Annotated in this window: 15 protein-coding genes; 5 read left to right on the top strand and 10 right to left on the bottom strand. The window is 72.3% G+C overall.

Annotated features, from left to right (window positions below; translation table 11 throughout):
* Window positions 1-181 precede the first annotated feature (181 nt).
* The 5 genes from ACFW6B_RS19860 to ACFW6B_RS19880 form a co-directional block, all read right to left on the bottom strand.
* Complete coding sequence (locus ACFW6B_RS19860; RefSeq protein WP_386597754.1) at window positions 182-1,081, bottom strand: SCO1860 family LAETG-anchored protein; 900 nt, start codon at window positions 1,079-1,081, stop codon at window positions 182-184.
* Between the two features lie 330 nt (window positions 1,082-1,411).
* Window positions 1,412-2,503, bottom strand: coding sequence for an amidohydrolase family protein (locus ACFW6B_RS19865; protein WP_386597755.1), 1,092 nt, complete (start codon window positions 2,501-2,503; stop codon window positions 1,412-1,414).
* An 85-nt stretch (window positions 2,504-2,588) separates the two neighbouring features.
* Entirely contained in the window at window positions 2,589-3,380 is a 792-nt protein-coding gene (locus ACFW6B_RS19870) for an amino acid ABC transporter ATP-binding protein (protein ID WP_386597756.1), read from the bottom strand.
* Entirely contained in the window at window positions 3,377-4,210 is an 834-nt protein-coding gene (locus ACFW6B_RS19875) for an amino acid ABC transporter permease (RefSeq protein ID WP_386597757.1), read from the bottom strand. Before ACFW6B_RS19875 ends, ACFW6B_RS19870 begins: the two co-directional genes overlap by 4 nt.
* The gene (locus ACFW6B_RS19880) at window positions 4,207-5,052 is read right to left on the bottom strand and encodes a transporter substrate-binding domain-containing protein (RefSeq protein ID WP_386597758.1); all 846 of its coding nucleotides are present in this window, start codon (window positions 5,050-5,052) and stop codon (window positions 4,207-4,209) included. The genes ACFW6B_RS19875 and ACFW6B_RS19880 overlap by 4 nt, the downstream gene beginning before the upstream one ends.
* A gap of 175 nt (window positions 5,053-5,227) precedes the next feature.
* Between ACFW6B_RS19880 and ACFW6B_RS19885 the strand changes: the two genes are divergently transcribed.
* The 5 genes from ACFW6B_RS19885 (at window position 5,228) to thpD (ending at window position 10,028) form a co-directional block, all read left to right on the top strand.
* Window positions 5,228-6,328 carry a pyridoxal-phosphate-dependent aminotransferase family protein gene (locus tag ACFW6B_RS19885; protein WP_386597759.1) on the top strand — a complete coding sequence of 367 codons (1,101 nt, stop codon included), beginning with the start codon at window positions 5,228-5,230 and terminating at the stop codon, window positions 6,326-6,328.
* Window positions 6,329-6,803: 475 nt separating this feature from the next.
* The gene (gene ectA, locus ACFW6B_RS19890) at window positions 6,804-7,343 is read left to right on the top strand and encodes a diaminobutyrate acetyltransferase (protein ID WP_386597760.1); all 540 of its coding nucleotides are present in this window, start codon (window positions 6,804-6,806) and stop codon (window positions 7,341-7,343) included.
* Between the two features lie 48 nt (window positions 7,344-7,391).
* The gene (gene ectB, locus ACFW6B_RS19895) at window positions 7,392-8,663 is read left to right on the top strand and encodes a diaminobutyrate--2-oxoglutarate transaminase (RefSeq protein ID WP_386597761.1); all 1,272 of its coding nucleotides are present in this window, start codon (window positions 7,392-7,394) and stop codon (window positions 8,661-8,663) included.
* Between the two features lie 65 nt (window positions 8,664-8,728).
* The gene (locus tag ACFW6B_RS19900) at window positions 8,729-9,133 is read left to right on the top strand and encodes an ectoine synthase (protein ID WP_386597762.1); all 405 of its coding nucleotides are present in this window, start codon (window positions 8,729-8,731) and stop codon (window positions 9,131-9,133) included.
* A 7-nt stretch (window positions 9,134-9,140) separates the two neighbouring features.
* Window positions 9,141-10,028, top strand: a complete 888-nt coding sequence (gene thpD / locus ACFW6B_RS19905) for an ectoine hydroxylase (protein WP_386597763.1) — start codon at window positions 9,141-9,143, stop codon at window positions 10,026-10,028.
* A 70-nt stretch (window positions 10,029-10,098) separates the two neighbouring features.
* Here the strand turns inward: thpD and ACFW6B_RS19910 are convergent, their stop codons facing one another.
* The 5 genes from ACFW6B_RS19910 to ACFW6B_RS19930 form a co-directional block, all read right to left on the bottom strand.
* Window positions 10,099-11,151: an aminotransferase class V-fold PLP-dependent enzyme gene (locus tag ACFW6B_RS19910; protein ID WP_386597818.1), complete on the bottom strand. Its 1,053-nt coding sequence runs from the start codon at window positions 11,149-11,151 to the stop codon at window positions 10,099-10,101.
* 124 nt (window positions 11,152-11,275) lie between these two features.
* On the bottom strand, window positions 11,276-11,989 hold the full coding sequence (locus ACFW6B_RS19915) for a DsbA family oxidoreductase (RefSeq protein WP_386597764.1): 714 nt from the start codon (window positions 11,987-11,989) through the stop codon (window positions 11,276-11,278).
* A 78-nt stretch (window positions 11,990-12,067) separates the two neighbouring features.
* Entirely contained in the window at window positions 12,068-12,622 is a 555-nt protein-coding gene (locus ACFW6B_RS19920; protein ID WP_386597765.1) for a GNAT family N-acetyltransferase, read from the bottom strand.
* Window positions 12,623-12,730: 108 nt separating this feature from the next.
* Window positions 12,731-13,339, bottom strand: coding sequence for a DUF1349 domain-containing protein (locus ACFW6B_RS19925; RefSeq protein WP_386597766.1), 609 nt, complete (start codon window positions 13,337-13,339; stop codon window positions 12,731-12,733).
* 321 nt (window positions 13,340-13,660) lie between these two features.
* Window positions 13,661-15,190 carry an aldehyde dehydrogenase (NADP(+)) gene (locus ACFW6B_RS19930; protein WP_386597767.1) on the bottom strand — a complete coding sequence of 510 codons (1,530 nt, stop codon included), beginning with the start codon at window positions 15,188-15,190 and terminating at the stop codon, window positions 13,661-13,663.
* Window positions 15,191-15,287 lie beyond the last annotated feature (97 nt).

A 15,287-nucleotide genomic window follows, 5' to 3' on the forward strand; every position in this document is an offset into this window, starting at 1 on the left:
GCAACGACTCCGGCGTACGGCGGGGGCGGGCCCCGGCGCGCCGGGCAACAGCGGGCCTCAGCACCGCCGCACCAGGAAACAGCAGGCCTCAGAACCGCCGCACCGGAGAACAGCGGGCTTCAACCCCTGCCGTGCCGGGAAACAGCGGGCCTCAGCCCGACGCACCGGAGAACAGCGGGCGTCAGCCCCTGCGGCGGGAGAGGGCGACCGCTCCGGCGCCCGCGGCGAGCAGTGCCGCCGCGCCCGCGACCAGGTACGGCGTCGTCGAACTGCCGCCGGTCTCGGCGAGCCCTCCCTCCTCTCGACCGCCCTGCGCGCTCGGTTCGGCGGCGGGCTCGGCAGCGGCCGAGGGGGTGTCCGGCGCGGACTCCCGGGCGGGCGCGGCCGGCGCCTCGCAGGTGGACTTCGCCAGGGTGACCGTGCCCTCGACCTGGGCCACGCCCAGCTTCAACGGGTCGACGGACACGTTCAGTTCGAGCGCCGACGCGGCGGCCGTACGGGACGTGGTCCCGGTCCTGGAGAGGTCGAGCCGCACCTCGCCGACCCCGGGGACCTTCACGTGCGTCGGGCCGCCCGTCGTCAGGGTGACCTTCTTGCCGAGAACGGTGACGGACCCCAGCAGGTTCGCGGTGGCGGAGGGTTCCTCGCCCGCCTCGCAGGTCGCCTTCGAGGTCACTTCCTCGATCTCGACGAGCGACAGCAGCGGCAGCCCGGGGACGTGGACGGCGGCGTGCGCGAGACGGGTCGAGCTCTCGGCCTTCCCGGCGGAGACGGTGGCCTCGGCCGTGGCGGCCTCGGCGCGCAGCACGTTGAACGGACGCCCGCCGTCGACGCCGTCCAGCTGGGCGGTGAGCGTGGTCCTGTCCGCGCTCTGCGGTGCCCGCACCTCGTTCAGGGAGACCGCGAGCGGGACGTCCACGGTCTTCCTGAGGAGGGACACGTCGAGCCCGGTGCGGAGCACGACGGCGCTCGCGCGGCCCTGGTCGCCGGTCGCGTGGGCGGAGCCCGCTCCGGCCAGCGCGGCGGGGCCCGCGGCGAGGACGGTGGCGGCCGCGGCGACGGCGAGACGGCGTGCGGGCATGCGGTGGCTGATGCTGTTCAAGGGTGGGACCCCCATGGGAGAAAGCCTGGGACCCGGAAAGAATTACGCACCGAGAGTGAACAGTCAGGCACCTGGAGTGAGTTCACTCCATCGTGGGGTTTCCGCGCACGCCTTCGAATCCCGGGGCACAGCCGTTCTCCACCGTCACCCACTCGACGCCCCCGGGTGAAAGCGCCGGTTGACGCGCCGGCCGGCGGCGGGGGACGCGCCGGAGCGGACCCTTCGGTGCCCAACGAGCACGCCACCCCGGCCGTCACGCTCCGTCAACCACGCCCGCCCCGGCCGTCCGCGACGTCCGCCCCGCCCGCGTCAGCCGACGATCCGCCCGTCGAGGACCACCCGCCGCGGATCCGCCAGGACCCGTACGTCGGCGCGCGGGTCCCCGTCGTAGACCACGAGGTCCGCCGGGGCCCCCTCGTCGAGTCCGGGCCGCCCGAGCCAGCGCCTGGCTCCCCAGGCGGTGGCGGAGAGCGCCTCGACGGGCGGGATGCCGGCGGTGACGAGCTCGGCGACCTCGGCCGCGACGAGACCGTGCGCGAGGGAGCCGCCCGCGTCGGTGCCGACGTAGACGGGGATCCCGGCGTCGTACGCGGCCCGCACGGTGTCGTGGCGGCGCTCGTGCAGCCGTCTCATGTGCGCCGACCACCGGGGGAACTTGGCCTCGCCGCCGTCCGCGAGCCGCGGGAAGGTGGCGATGTTCACGAGGGTCGGGACGATGGCGACACCGCGCTCGGCGAAGAGCGGGACGGTGTCCTCGGTGAGGCCGGTGGCGTGCTCGATACAGTCGATGCCCGCCTCGACCAGGTCCCGGAGCGAGTCCTCGGCGAAGCAGTGCGCGGTGACCCGGGCGCCGAGCCGGTGCGCCTCGGCGATCGCCGCCTCGACGGCCTCGCGCGGCCAGCAGGCGCCCAGGTCGCCGGTGCCGCGGTCGAGCCAGTCCCCGACGAGCTTGACCCAGCCGTCGCCGCGCCGGGCCTCCCGGGCGACGTACGCGACGAGGTCCTCGGGCTCGATCTCGTGGGCGTAGTTGCGGATGTAGCGGCGGGTGCGGGCGATGTGCCGCCCCGCGCGGATGATCTTCGGGAGGTCGTCGCGGTCGTCGATCCAGCGGGTGTCGGAGGGCGAGCCGGCGTCCCGGATGAGCAGGGTGCCGGCGTCGCGGTCGGTCAGTGCCTGCTTCTCGGAGACGTCCGCCGGGACCGGGCCGTGGGCGTCGAGCCCGACGTGGCAGTGCGCGTCGACCAGGCCGGGCAGCGCCCAGCCCTCGACGGTGCGGACGTCACGGGCGCCGGCGGGGCGCTCGTACGAGATCCTGCCGCCGACGACCCACAGCTCGTCGCGGACGTCGTCGGGCCCGACGAGGACCCGTCCCTTCACGTGCAGTACCGGGTGATCGCTCATGCCCAGCACCTTAGTGAGGCGGCTCTGCCTCCCCGCTCCCCCGGCACGTTCCCGGCCGGTCCCCGCCGGTCCCGCCCGTCCGGGCCTACTCGGTGTCCCCCGCGGCGCGCGGTGCCTCCTCCTCGACGTCCGCCATCGCCGGGTCGAGCAGCCGGGACAGGAAGTGCCGCGTCCGCTCGTGCGCCGGAGCCCCGATGACCTGCGCCGGGGTGCCGTCCTCGACGATCACACCGCCGTCCATGAAGACGACCCGGTCGGCGACCTCGCGCGCGAAGGTCATCTCGTGGGTGACGACCATCATCGTCATGCCCTCGTCGGCGAGCATCCGCATGACGGCGAGCACGTCCCCGACGAGCTCGGGGTCGAGCGCGGAGGTCGGCTCGTCGAAGAGCATCACGTCGGGTCCCATGGCGAGCGCGCGGGCGATCGCGACGCGCTGCTGCTGGCCGCCGGAGAGGGAGGCCGGATAGGCGTCGGCCTTCTCCGCGAGCCCCACCCGGGCGAGGTTCTCGGCGGCGACGCGGGCCGCCTCCTCCTTGCCCCGGCCGAGCACCCGGCGCTGCGGCAGCGTGAGGTTCCCGGTCACCGACAGGTGGGGGAAGAGGTTGAACTGCTGGAACACCATGCCGATGCGGCGGCGTACGGCGTCGATGTCCACGTCGGGGTGCGTGACCTCCGTACCGCCGACGAACACCTGGCCCTCGGTGGGCTCCTCCAGGAGGTTCACACAGCGCAGCAGGGTCGACTTGCCGGAGCCGGACGGGCCGATGACACAGACGACCTCGCCCCGGGCGATCTCCAGGTCGATGCCGCGCAGGACCTCGTTGTCGCCGAAGGACTTGTGCAGGTCCTTCACCTGGATCTCGGGCGTGCTCACTTCGCGACCTCCCCCGACTTCGCTTCGAGACGGCGCACGACGAAGCCGAGCGGGATCGTGACCAGCAGGTAGCACAGGCCCGCGACCAGGATCGGCGTGGAGTTGGCGGTCGTGCTGGCCAGGTCGCGGCCGTACTTGGACAGTTCCCGCTCCTCCAGGGTGACACCGAGGAACAGCACCAGCGAGGAGTCCTTGAAGAGGGTCACGAGCTCGTTGGTGAGCGGCGGCAGGATGATCCGGAACGCCTGCGGGACGATGATCGAGACCATGGCCCGGGCGTGCGACATGCCCAGCGAACGGGCCGCCTCCATCTGCCCCTTGGGCACGGCCTGGATGCCCGCGCGGAACGTCTCGGCCATGTACGCGGCCCCCACCAGGCCGAGCGCGATGGCGACCTTGCCGTACGTGCCGCCCGGGATCTCCGTTCCCGGGAACGCCAGCGGCACCGCGACGCCCACGAAGATGAAGATCAGCAGGGCGGGCAGACCGCGGAAGACCTCGATGTAGATCCCGGCGAACCAGCGGTAGGGGCCCACCGACGACAGGCGCATCAGGGCGATGACGATGCCCAGCACGAGGCCGACGAGAAAGCCGGACACCGTGTAGAGGACGGTGTTCTTCAGCGCCAGCGTGATGACCTCGGGGAACATCTGCTTGACCAGGTCCCACTGGAAGAACTGGTTCTTCAGACGGCCCCAGTCCGCCGTGACCGCGAAGGCGGTCACGGCGGCCACGAAGACGACGTACTGCGCACCGCGTGAGATCCGGCGCTTCTGGCGCCTGCTCAGGCCCGACCTGCGGGGCTGGAGGGAGGTGTCGGCACCACTCATGAGGCGGACGGGGAGGCGGCGGCCGCGTCGTACGGGCCGATCCACTTCTCGTAGAGCTTCTCGTACGTGCCGTCGGCCTTGGCGTCCGCGATGGCCTTGTTGACGGCGGCGAGGAGCTTGGTGTTGCCCTTCTTCACGGTGAAGCCGTACTGCTCACCGGTGTTGAGGTTGTCGGCCACCTCGAAGGCGTCGGCGTTGGCCTTGTCCTTCAGCCAGCCCTGGACGACCGGGTAGTCGATGATGACGGCCTGCACCTGGCCGGTGCGCAGCCCGCTGAGGACCGCGTCGGAGGACTCGAAGGAGATCGGGTCGAGACCCTGCTTCTTCGCGTAGTCCTCGCCGGTGGTCTGCGCCTGGGCGCCGAGCTTCTTGCCCTTGGCCTTGAGGTCGGCGAGCGAGGTGATGCCGCTCTTCTTGTCGACGAGGACGGCCTGGGTGGCGTCGAAGTACGGGTCGGAGAAGTCGACGTTCTTCTTGCGCTCCTCGGTGATCGTCATGCCGGCGGCGGCGAGATCGCACTGCTCGGAGTTGAGGAACGCGCCCGTCTTGAAGTTCTCGAAGGGCGTGTCGACGATGGCCTGCTTCACGCCGAGGTCGTCCGCGACGAGGTCGACGAGCGCCACGTCGAAGCCCTGCACCTTGCCGTCGATCTCCGACTGGAAGGGCGGGTACGGCAGGTGGGTGCAGGTCGTGAGCTGACCGCTCTTGACCAGCGGGACCCCGCTGGCGGTGGTGGTCTTGCCGCCGTCGCCGTCCGAGGAACAGCCGGCCACGAGCAGCAGCCCGGCCGTGGCGGTGGTGGCGGCCAGAAGGCGGGTCCGGCGTCCGGGGACCGAGTACACGGGGACCTCCAACAGAGGGAACAGAGGGTTCCGATTATAAGGAAAGGTTTGAGTTGCTCAAATCAATCCGATGGCCCCTGAGCCGTCCGGCCTCAGAATTCGCCGCTCCGGGTACGGAGGGGCCGCGGTTACTCTCTGATCGTCACCCCCCACCACGAGCGAGGAGAGCACCGCCGTGACCCACCCCTTCCTTGACCTGGCGCCGCTGAGCGCCGCCCGCTTCGCGTCGATCGAGGACCGTGTCGCCCGGCTGCTCGGCACCCGGCAGGACGTCGTGATCATGCAGGGCGAGGCGCTGCTCCCCCTGGAAGGGGCCATCCGCGGCACGGCCGGTCCCGGCACGACCGCCCTGAACGTCGTCACCGGCCCCTACGGCCAGACGTTCGGGAACTGGCTGCGGGACTGCGGGGCGACCGTGATCGACCTGCCGGTGCCCTTCCACACCGCGGTCACCGCCGCGCAGATCCGCGAGGCGTTCGCCGAGCACCCGTCGATCGACTTCGTGTCGCTCGTGCACGCCGAGGCCGCCACCGGGAACACCAACCCGGTGGCGGAGATCGGCGAGGTCGTGCGCGAGCACGGCGCCCTCTTCTACCTGGACGCCGTCGCGTCGATCGGCGCCGAGCCGGTGCTGCCGGACGCCTGGGGCGTCGACCTGTGCGTGATCGGGGCCCAGAAGGCGATGGGCGGCCCCGCCGGCGTGTCGGCGGTGTCGGTGAGCGAGCGGGCGTGGGCGCGGATGGCCGCGAACCCCGCCGCGCCGCGCCGCTCCTACCTCTCCCTGCTCGACTGGAAGGAGCGCTGGGTCGACGGCGGCCGCACGACGCTGCTGCACGCCCCGGCACAGCTGGAGATGCTGGCGCTGGAGGCGTGTGTCGAGCGGATCGAGGGCGAGGGCCTGGACGCGGTGACGGCCCGTCACGCCACGGCCGCCGCGGCCGCCCGGGCGGGAGCGATGGCCCTCGGCGGGGGCCTCGCGCCGTTCGTGCACGCCGCCGCCGACGCCGCGCCCGTCGCCACCACGCTGCGGGTGCCCGAGGGCGCGGACGCCTCCGCCGTGGTCGCCAAGGCGCTGGCCGCGGATCCCGCGCTGCCGCTCGCCGCGGGCGGCGGCGCTCTCGCGCACTCGATGATCCGCGTGAACCACTACGGCCCCGACGCCACCCCGGACGCCGTCCGCTCCAGCCTCGCGGGGATCGGCGCGGCACTGGCCGGGTCCGGCTTCCCCGTGGACCTGGAGGGGGCGCACCGGGCCGTGGAGCTGGCCTGGGGCTGAGCCGGGACGGAGGACGGGCGGCGCGTGGCAGCCGGCGGGGCGGTCGGCGGGGGCGCCGCACCTTCGCCGGAGCGCGGGCGGGAACGGCCGCGCTCCCGCCGGGCCGGGGAGCCCCCGGGATCCCCCACGGCGATACCGCGGGAATTCCAAATCTCCCCCACCCTCCCCTTGCCGCCCATTCGAATCCGAATTCCGTCGATACGGTTTCCGACATTCTCCTGCCCGCTCTCCCCGTACCTAAACGCAAAGATTTCGCGAACACGACCAGGCGCGGCACGGGGAGACCCCGCACACGTTCCACTCCTGTGATCCACTCCACACCCCACCCGTTTTCTGCGGTATTTTCCGGGCAAAACCGTCGATAAAAGCGTCCCCTTCGGGGGCCTTTCACGGGCGCGTGATAACACACGGGCGCACCACACGTAACCCCGTCCGACGATGCAATCTGAACTTTCCGTCGGTAAATTAAATCCGCATGACCGTCGCTCAAGCAGACCTGTCAGCGGAATTCCCGGAAATACCGGAGGGCCTTCGGATCGACCGTCCGGAGGTGGCCGACGGGGCCGCCCTCTGGCGTATCGCCAAGGACTCCCGGACCCTCGACCTGAACTCCTCCTACAGCTACCTGCTGTGGTGCCGTGACTTCGCCGGCACCTCGGCGGTGGCGCGCGACGCCGACGGGCGGCCCGTCGGTTTCGTCACCGCGTACGTGCGTCCCGAGCGTCCGAAAACCCTCCTCGTGTGGCAGGTGGCCGTCGACGCGGCGCACCGCGGCCGCGGGCTGGCGGCGCGCCTGCTCGACGGACTGACCGCGCGGGTCGCGGCCGAGCGCGGGCTGTCCGCCGTCGAGACCACCGTCACCCCGGGCAACACCGCCTCCGAGCGCCTGTTCACGTCGTACGCGCGACGTCACGGCGCCCCCGTCGAGCGCGAGGTGCTGTTCGAGGCGGGGCAGTTCCCCGACGGGCCGCACGAGCCCGAAGTGCTGTACCGCATCGGCCCGTTCCCCCGCTGATCCCCCGCCTCCCCTCCCCTCCCCACGAGCTTCGAGGAGCGAATCCCCTTGACCATCACCCAGCCGGACCTCGGCGTCTTCGAGACCCTGGAGTCGGAGGTGCGCAGCTACTGCCGCAACTGGCCCACCGTCTTCGACCGGGCCCGGGGCAGCCGCATGTACGACGAGGACGGGCACGAGTACCTGGACTTCTTCGCGGGCGCCGGGTCGCTGAACTACGGACACAACAACCCCGTGCTCAAACGGGCCCTGATCGACTACCTGGAGCGCGACGGCGTCACCCACGGTCTCGACATGTCGACGACCGCCAAGCGCGCCTTCCTGGAGTCCTTCCAGAACCTGGTGCTGCGGCCGCGCGACCTGCCGTACAAGGTGATGTTCCCCGGCCCCACCGGCACCAACGCCGTCGAGTCGGCGCTGAAGCTCGCGCGGAAGGTGAAGGGGCGCGAGGCGATCGTGTCGTTCACCAACGCCTTCCACGGGATGTCGCTCGGCTCGCTCGCCGTGACCGGCAACGCCTTCAAGCGGGCGGGCGCCGGCATCCCGCTGGTGCACGGCACCCCGATGCCGTTCGACAACTACTTCGACGGGCGGGTGCCGGACTTCCTGTGGTTCGAACGGCTCCTGGAGGATCAGGGGTCGGGGCTCAACCGGCCCGCCGCGGTGATCGTCGAGACCGTGCAGGGCGAGGGCGGCATCAACGTCGCGCGGCCCGAGTGGCTGCGCGCGCTGGCCGATCTGTGCGAACGCCGCGACATGCTGCTGATCGTCGACGACATCCAGATGGGCTGCGGGCGGACCGGCGCGTTCTTCTCCTTCGAGGAGGCGGGGATCGTGCCCGACATCGTGACCGTGTCCAAGTCCATCAGCGGGTACGGACTGCCGATGTCGCTGTGCCTGTTCAAGCCCGGGCTGGACATCTGGGAGCCGGGCGAGCACAACGGCACCTTCCGCGGCAACAACCCGGCGTTCGTCACGGCCGCCGCCGCCCTGGACGCCTACTGGACCGACGGCTCCGCCATGGAGAAGCAGACCCGCGCCCGCGGCGAGCAGATCGAACGGGCGCTGATCCGCGTCACCGAGGAGAACCTCGCCGACGTCGAGGAGTACCGGGGCCGCGGACTCGTCTGGGGCATCGAGTTCAAGGACAGGTCCCGTGCCACGCGGGTCGCCCGCCGTGCCTTCGAACTCGGGCTGCTCGTCGAGACGTCGGGGCCGGAGAGCGAGGTCGTGAAACTGCTGCCCGCCCTCACCATCACCCCCGACGAACTCGACGAGGGCCTGCGCGTCCTCGAACGCGCCGTACGGGAGACCGTCTGAGCCGGCGGCTCCGGGAGACCGGCGGGAAGCACGAGAACCACGCGAGAGAGAGGTACCGCACCACCGTGATAGTCCGTTCGTTCAAGGAACTCGAGGGCACCGACCGGCACGTGAGGGCGGCGTCCGGCACCTGGGAGAGCAAGCGCATCGTCCTCGCCGGGGAGAGGGTCGGCTTCTCCCTGCACGAGACGATCCTGTACGCGGGCACGGAGACGTCGATGTGGTACGCGAACCACGTCGAGGCCGTGCTGTGCGTGGAGGGCGAGGCCGAGCTCACCGACGAGGAGACCGGCGAGAGGCACTGGATCTCGCCGGGGACGATGTACCTGCTGAACGGCCACGAGCGCCACACCCTGCGCCCGAGGACCGACTTCCGGTGCGTCTGCGTCTTCAACCCGCCCGTCACCGGACGGGAGGACCACGACGAGAACGGCGTCTATCCCCTGCTCACCGAACCCGAGGAGGTGTGACACACCGATGACCGCACTCACCGATCCGTACCCCAGCCGCGCCGCCACCGAGGTGGCCGTGCCCCGTCACGACCCGGTCGTCTGGGGCGCGCCGGACGAACCCGGCCCGATCCCGGTCCCCGATCTGCACTCCTACGAGCGCGACGGCTTCCTCTCCGTCGAACAGCTCATCACCGAGAGCGAGGTCGCCGTCTACCGGCGGGAGCTGGAACGGCTCGTCACCGACCCGGCGGTCCGCGCCGACGAGCGCTCGGTCGTCGAGCCGGGGACGCAGGAGATCCGGTCCGTCTTCGAGGTGCACCGGATCAGCGAGGTCTTCGCCCGTCTCGTACGCGACGAGCGCGTCGTGGGCCGGGCCCGGCAGATCCTCGGATCCGACGTGTACGTCCACCAGTCGAGGATCAACGTCAAGCCGGGCTTCGGGGCCAGTGGCTTCTACTGGCACTCGGACTTCGAGACCTGGCACGCCGAGGACGGTCTGCCGAACATGCGGACCGTGTCCGTCTCGATCGCGCTGACCGAGAACCACGACACCAACGGCGGCCTCATGATCATGCCGGGGTCGCACAGGACGTTCCTCGGGTGCGCGGGGGCCACGCCGAAGGACAACTACAAGAAGTCGCTCCGGATGCAGGACGCCGGGACTCCCTCCGACGAGGCGCTCACCCGCCTCGCGAGCCGGCACGGCATCAAGCTCTTCACGGGCAGGGCGGGTTCGGCGACCTGGTTCGACTGCAACTGCATGCACGGCTCGGGGGACAACATCACCCCGTTCCCGCGCAGCAACGTCTTCATCGTGTTCAACAGCGTGGAGAACGCCGCGGTGGAGCCGTTCGCGGCGCCCGTGCGCAGGCCGGAGTTCATCGGGGCGCGGGACTTCACCCCGGTGCGGTGACACCTCCGGCGGGGTGGGCGGGAGCCCGGCGGCCCCGGGGAGCACGTGCTCCCCGGGGCCGTCCGCCGGGTCAGCCGCCGAGCACGTCCAGCAGCCGGTCGACGTCGGCCGGCGTGTTGTAGAGGTGGAACGACGCCCTCAGATTGCCCGCGCGGTTCGACACCTCGATGCCGGCCCGGCTCAGTTCGCCCTGGCGGTGCCCCAGTCCGGGGACCGAGACGATGGCGGAGCCGGGCGCGGGCAGCGGCTCGTGGTCCAGCGCGGCCAGCCCCGCGCGGAACCGGTCCGCGAGGGCGAGGTCGTGCGCGCGGACGGTGTCCACGCCCAGTTCCTCGATCAGCGCGAGGGAGTGGCGCACCCCGGTGTAGGTGAACAGAGCGGGGCTCACGTCGAAACGGCGGGCGGAGCGGGCGAGTTCCTGGACCGGGCCGTAGCAGCTGTTCCAGGGTTCCTCCGCCGCGACCCAGCCCGCGAGCACCGGGGTGAGCCCGCCGAAGTCCTCGGGCACCACGAGGAAGGCCGCGCCGTGCGGGCCCAGCAGCCACTTGAAGGTGATGCACACGGTGAAGTCGTAGCCGTCGGCGTCGACCGGCAGCCAGCCCGCCGCCTGCGAGAAGTCGACGTAGGTGCGCGCCCCGTGGGCGCGGGCCGCCTCGCGCAGCGCGGGCAGGTCAGCGACGCGCCCGTCGGCGGACTGCGCGGCGCTGACCGCGACGAGCGCCGTGCCGGGCCGCACGGACTCGGCGATCCGCTCCAGCGGTACGGCGCGCACCTTCAGGTCGCCGCGGACGTGGAACGGGTTCAGTACGGAGGTGAAGTCGTCCTCCGCGGTGAGGACTTCGGAGCCGGGGGCGAGCCCGGCCGCGATCAGCGCGGTCTGGGCCGCGACGGACGGGCCGGCGGCGACCCGGGCGGCCGGGACGCCGGCCAGCCGGGCGAAGGAGGCGCGGGCCAGCTCGACGTCCTCGTAGAGGGGGTCGAGCGGCCTGCCCGCGGCGCGCAGCGCCACCGCCTCGTGCAGGGCGGCCACGGTACGGGCCGGCAGCAGGCCGTTGCTGGCCGTGTTCAGATAGGTGTTCTCCGGGGCGAACTCGGCACGGACGAGGGTCTCGAAGGTCTCCATGGGACCACTGTGGACCCGGACGATGTCCAAGTCCATTGCGGATTTCTACGTGGTTTCCCCAAGCGGCGCTTATGCGTGGGCCCCGACCTGCGTCTTCCGGCGCCGGGGCCCGCCCCAGCGCTCCTCAGTCCTGCGGAACGGCGCAGCCGTCCGGGCCGCAGACCTCGGCGGCCCCGTCCTGGACCGGCGTGAGCCGGGGACGCTCGCCCCACGCCTGGGCCAGGGCCTGGGCAAAGACCTCGGCGGGCTGTGCGCCGGACACCCCGTAGGTGCGGTCCAGGACGAAGAAGGGGACGCCGTTCGCGCCCAGCTCGGCGGCCTCGCGCTCGTCGGCGCGGACGTCGTCGGCGTAGGCGGCCGGGTCGGCGAGCACCCCGCGGGCCTCGTCGGCGTCGAGCCCGGCGGCGGCGGCCAGCTCCACGAGCCGTTCGTCGTCGCCGAAGACGGTCCGCTCCTCGGCGAAGTTGGCCTTGTAGAACAGGGCTATCAGTTCGTCCTGGAGGCCCCGCGCCTTGGCGAGGTGCAGCAGGCGGTGCATGTCGAAGGTGTTGCCGTGGTCGCGGTCCCGGGTGCGGTACGCGAGGCCCTCGGCGGCGGCCTGCGTGCCGAGGTTCTCCTCGCCCGCCTGCGCCTGCGCCTCGCTCATGCCGTACTTCCTGGTGAGCATCGTGATCACGGGCTGGACGTCGCCCTTGGCACGGCCGGGGTCCAGCTCGAACGAGCGGTGCACGACCTCGACCTCGTCACGGTGCGGGAAGGCGTCGAGCGCCTTGTCGAAGCGGGCCTTTCCGACATAGCACCACGGGCAGGCGATGTCGGACCAGATCTCGACGCGCATTCTTCGGTTCTCTCCAGGTCGTGCGAACGGGGGACACCCTCCAGGGACGTCGATGGGTGAACGTTCAAGCGGCTCGGGTCATTCCCCGGTGCTCCCCGCGCCCCGGGCCGCGCCGCCGGTCCCGTCCGCGCGCCCGGGCACCGGGTACCGCAGACACAGGTGGTGGTCGCCCTCCTCCGGCGGGTTCTCCGGGTCGGGCACCCAGCCCAGACGGGCGTAGAAGGCCCGGGCGCGCAGGTTGTCGACGTGCACGTCGAGGGTCGCCGTGCGCTTCCCGTCCGCCTGCCACTCCTCCACGCAGGCCGCGTGCAGTTCCGCCCCGATCCCGGCCCGCCAGCGGTCGGGGTCGACGTGGAACTGGAAGAGCTTGACCGTGTCGGCGGGCGCGGCTCCGTCCGTGCGGAAGGAGGCGATGCCCGCGATCCCCCCGTCCTGCACGAGGCACAGCACGTGACCGTCGGGGCGCTCGATTGCGCCCCGCCAAGCGGCGAGCCAGTCGGTGCCGTCCTGCGGCACTCCGTCCGGGTAGTACGTCGCCCGGGCCCGGGCGTGCAGGTCGGCGACGGCGGCCGCCTCGACGGACAGCACCGTCCTGATCACCCGGCGCACGTGCTTCACACGGTTCTCGATCATGCTGCTGAGGACGTGACCGCGGACGGTCCGGTTCCGCCTCCGGCCGGACCGGAGGCGGAACCGGACGGACGCGGAACCGGACGGACGCGGAACCGGATCCGGGAGGCTTCAGCTGCCGTCGCGCAGGTCGTCCGGCCAGGACGGACGGAACTCGATGCCGTCGTAGGTCACCACGCAGCCCTCCCCCATCGGCGCCTGGGTCATGAAGCCGACCAGCGCCGCCCCGGTCTCCTTCTCACCGGCCAGGGTGAACAGACGGACGAAGGTCCAGCGCTCGCCGTCGCGGGAGGCGTGGAAGGCGAAGGCGCGGCCCGTGCGGCTCACCCGCAGCCACACGGAACTGCCGTCCACGGTGAAGGAGTTGGCGTCGTCGGAGTGCCCCTGGGTGACCACCGTGCAGACGGTGGGCACGTCCGGGGAGTACTCCAGGCACAGCTTCGCCCAGGCCCGTTCCCCGACGTGGACGTAGAGCACGCCCGCGTCGAAGGCGGCCCCGAAGCCCACCGTCACGCGGGCGATGAGCTGGAAGTCCCCCTCCGGCGAGCCGAGCAGCCTCGGCGCGTCGGAGGCCGGGTCGAGCCCTTCCCCGGTGGGCGGCACGAAGCGGTCCTGCCGGGGCCCTGCCCAGCCGGTGAGCACACCGTCCTCGTACGACCAGTGCCCGTCGGGGCCGTAGGTGCGGAGGGAGAAGGGGAGTTCGGGGAGTGTGACGTCCATGGCCCGAAGTCTCTCAGGTCCGGGCCCGACCCCCCGGTGGTACGGAGGTGTCGCACGACGGCCCGCACGATGCCCGCCAGCGGACAGGACCGGCCGGGTCCGGGACGGAACCGCCCCGGTACGGAACCGGCCGGGCCCGCCACCGAACCGATCCGTCACGGAACCAGCCCCGTACACCGCCGAAACCGGCCGGCACGGCACGAGGCCCGGCGGGTCGAACCGGCACGGCACGGGACGCGGCCCGTCGCCGAACCGGTCCGGCCCTCCGCGGAGGCGCTAGGGCCTGTCGTCGCAAGGCAGGCGGGAATTTGACGACAGGACCTAACGCTCCAGGCGCCCGTCGTACCGGCGCGGCAGCCCCAGCGGGTTGTCGTCGCGCAGCTCGGGCGGCAGCAGCGCCTCGGGCACGCCCTGGTAGGCCACCGGCCGCATCCAGCGCTCGATGGCGGTGCCGCCGACCGAGGTGGACGTCGAGGTCGTGGCGGGGTACGGCCCTCCGTGGTGCTGGGCCGCAGCGACGGCGACGCCGGTCGGCCAGCCGTTCACCAGGACCCGGCCCGCGAGGGAGGTGAGGTCGGCGAGGATCTCCGCACCGCGCCCCTCGCCCGCGGCCTCCTCCGCGGAGAGCTGCACCGTGGCCGTGAGGTTGCCGGGGAGCCGGGAGAGCACCGCGCCCGCCTCGGACTCGTCCTCGTAGCGCGCCACGACCGTGAGCGGCCCGAAGCACTCCTCCAGGAGCAGGTCGTGCTCGCCCTCGGTGGCGAGCCTGCTCGCGGGCACGGTCAGGAAGCCGGGGCTCACGGTGTGCTCACCGCCCGCGCCCGGTGTCACCGGGGTCTGGACGTCCGGGAGTCCGGCGCGCTCGGCGACCCCGGCGATGAAGTTGTCGCGCATGCGGTGGTCGAGCAGGACCCCGGCGTCGGTGGCGCTCACGGCGTCGGTCAGGGACTTCAGCATCCGGTCGCCCGCCGCTCCGGCCGGCGCCAGCACCAGGCCCGGCTTCACGCAGAACTGGCCGACGCCCAGGGTCATCGAGCCGGCGAGTCCCGTGCCGATCTCCTCGGCGCGCTCGGCGGCCGCGGCCTCGGTGACGACGACGGGGTTGAGGGAGCCCAGCTCGCCGTGGAACGGGATCGGCACCGGACGCGCGGCGGCCGCGTCGAACAGCGCGCGCCCGCCGCGGACGGAGCCGGTGAACCCGGCCGCCGTGACCAGCGGGTGCCGGACCAGCTCGACACCGGCCTCGAAGCCGTGCACGAGGCCGACGACGCCGGCGGGGATGCCGTGCGCGGCGGCCGCGCGGCGCAGGACGGCCGCGACCAGCTCGGAGAGCGCCGGGTGGTCGGGGTGGGCCTTGACGACGACCGGGCAGCCCGCGGCCAGCGCGCTCGCCGTGTCACCGCCGGCCACCGAGAAGGCGAAGGGGAAGTTCGAGGCCGAGTACACGGCGACGACGCCCAGCGGCACCTTGTAGCGGCGCAGGTCCGGGACCGGCGGGGTCGCGGTGGCGTCCGGGTGGTTGATCACGACGTCGAGGAAGGCGCCCTCGTCGACGATCCCGGCGAACGCGCGCAGCTGGTAGCAGGTGCGGGCGAGTTCGCCGGTGAGCCGGACCGGTCCGAGCGCGGTCTCCGCGTCGGCGGCCTCGACGAGCAGGTCCCCGGCCTCGTCGAGCCGGTCCGCGGCGGAGCGCAGGAACGCGGCGCGCACGGCACGGTCGGCCAGCGCGGCACGTGCGTCGTGCGCCGCGCGGACGGCCTCGTCCACCTCCTGGCCCGTGGCCTCCACCGCGACCTGTTCCCGCTGCTTCCCGGTACGGGGGTCGACACTCCAGACTGGTGCTGCTGCCACCGCGGGTCCCTTCAGATGTACTGCCACAGTTCTTGCCACATTTCTTGTGTCACTCACCAGCGGCGTTCGATATGCTGAACGCTGTCTCTGATGGTGA

Source organism: Streptomyces sp. NPDC058751, from assembly GCF_042746485.1.
Taxonomy (GTDB): domain Bacteria; phylum Actinomycetota; class Actinomycetes; order Streptomycetales; family Streptomycetaceae; genus Streptomyces.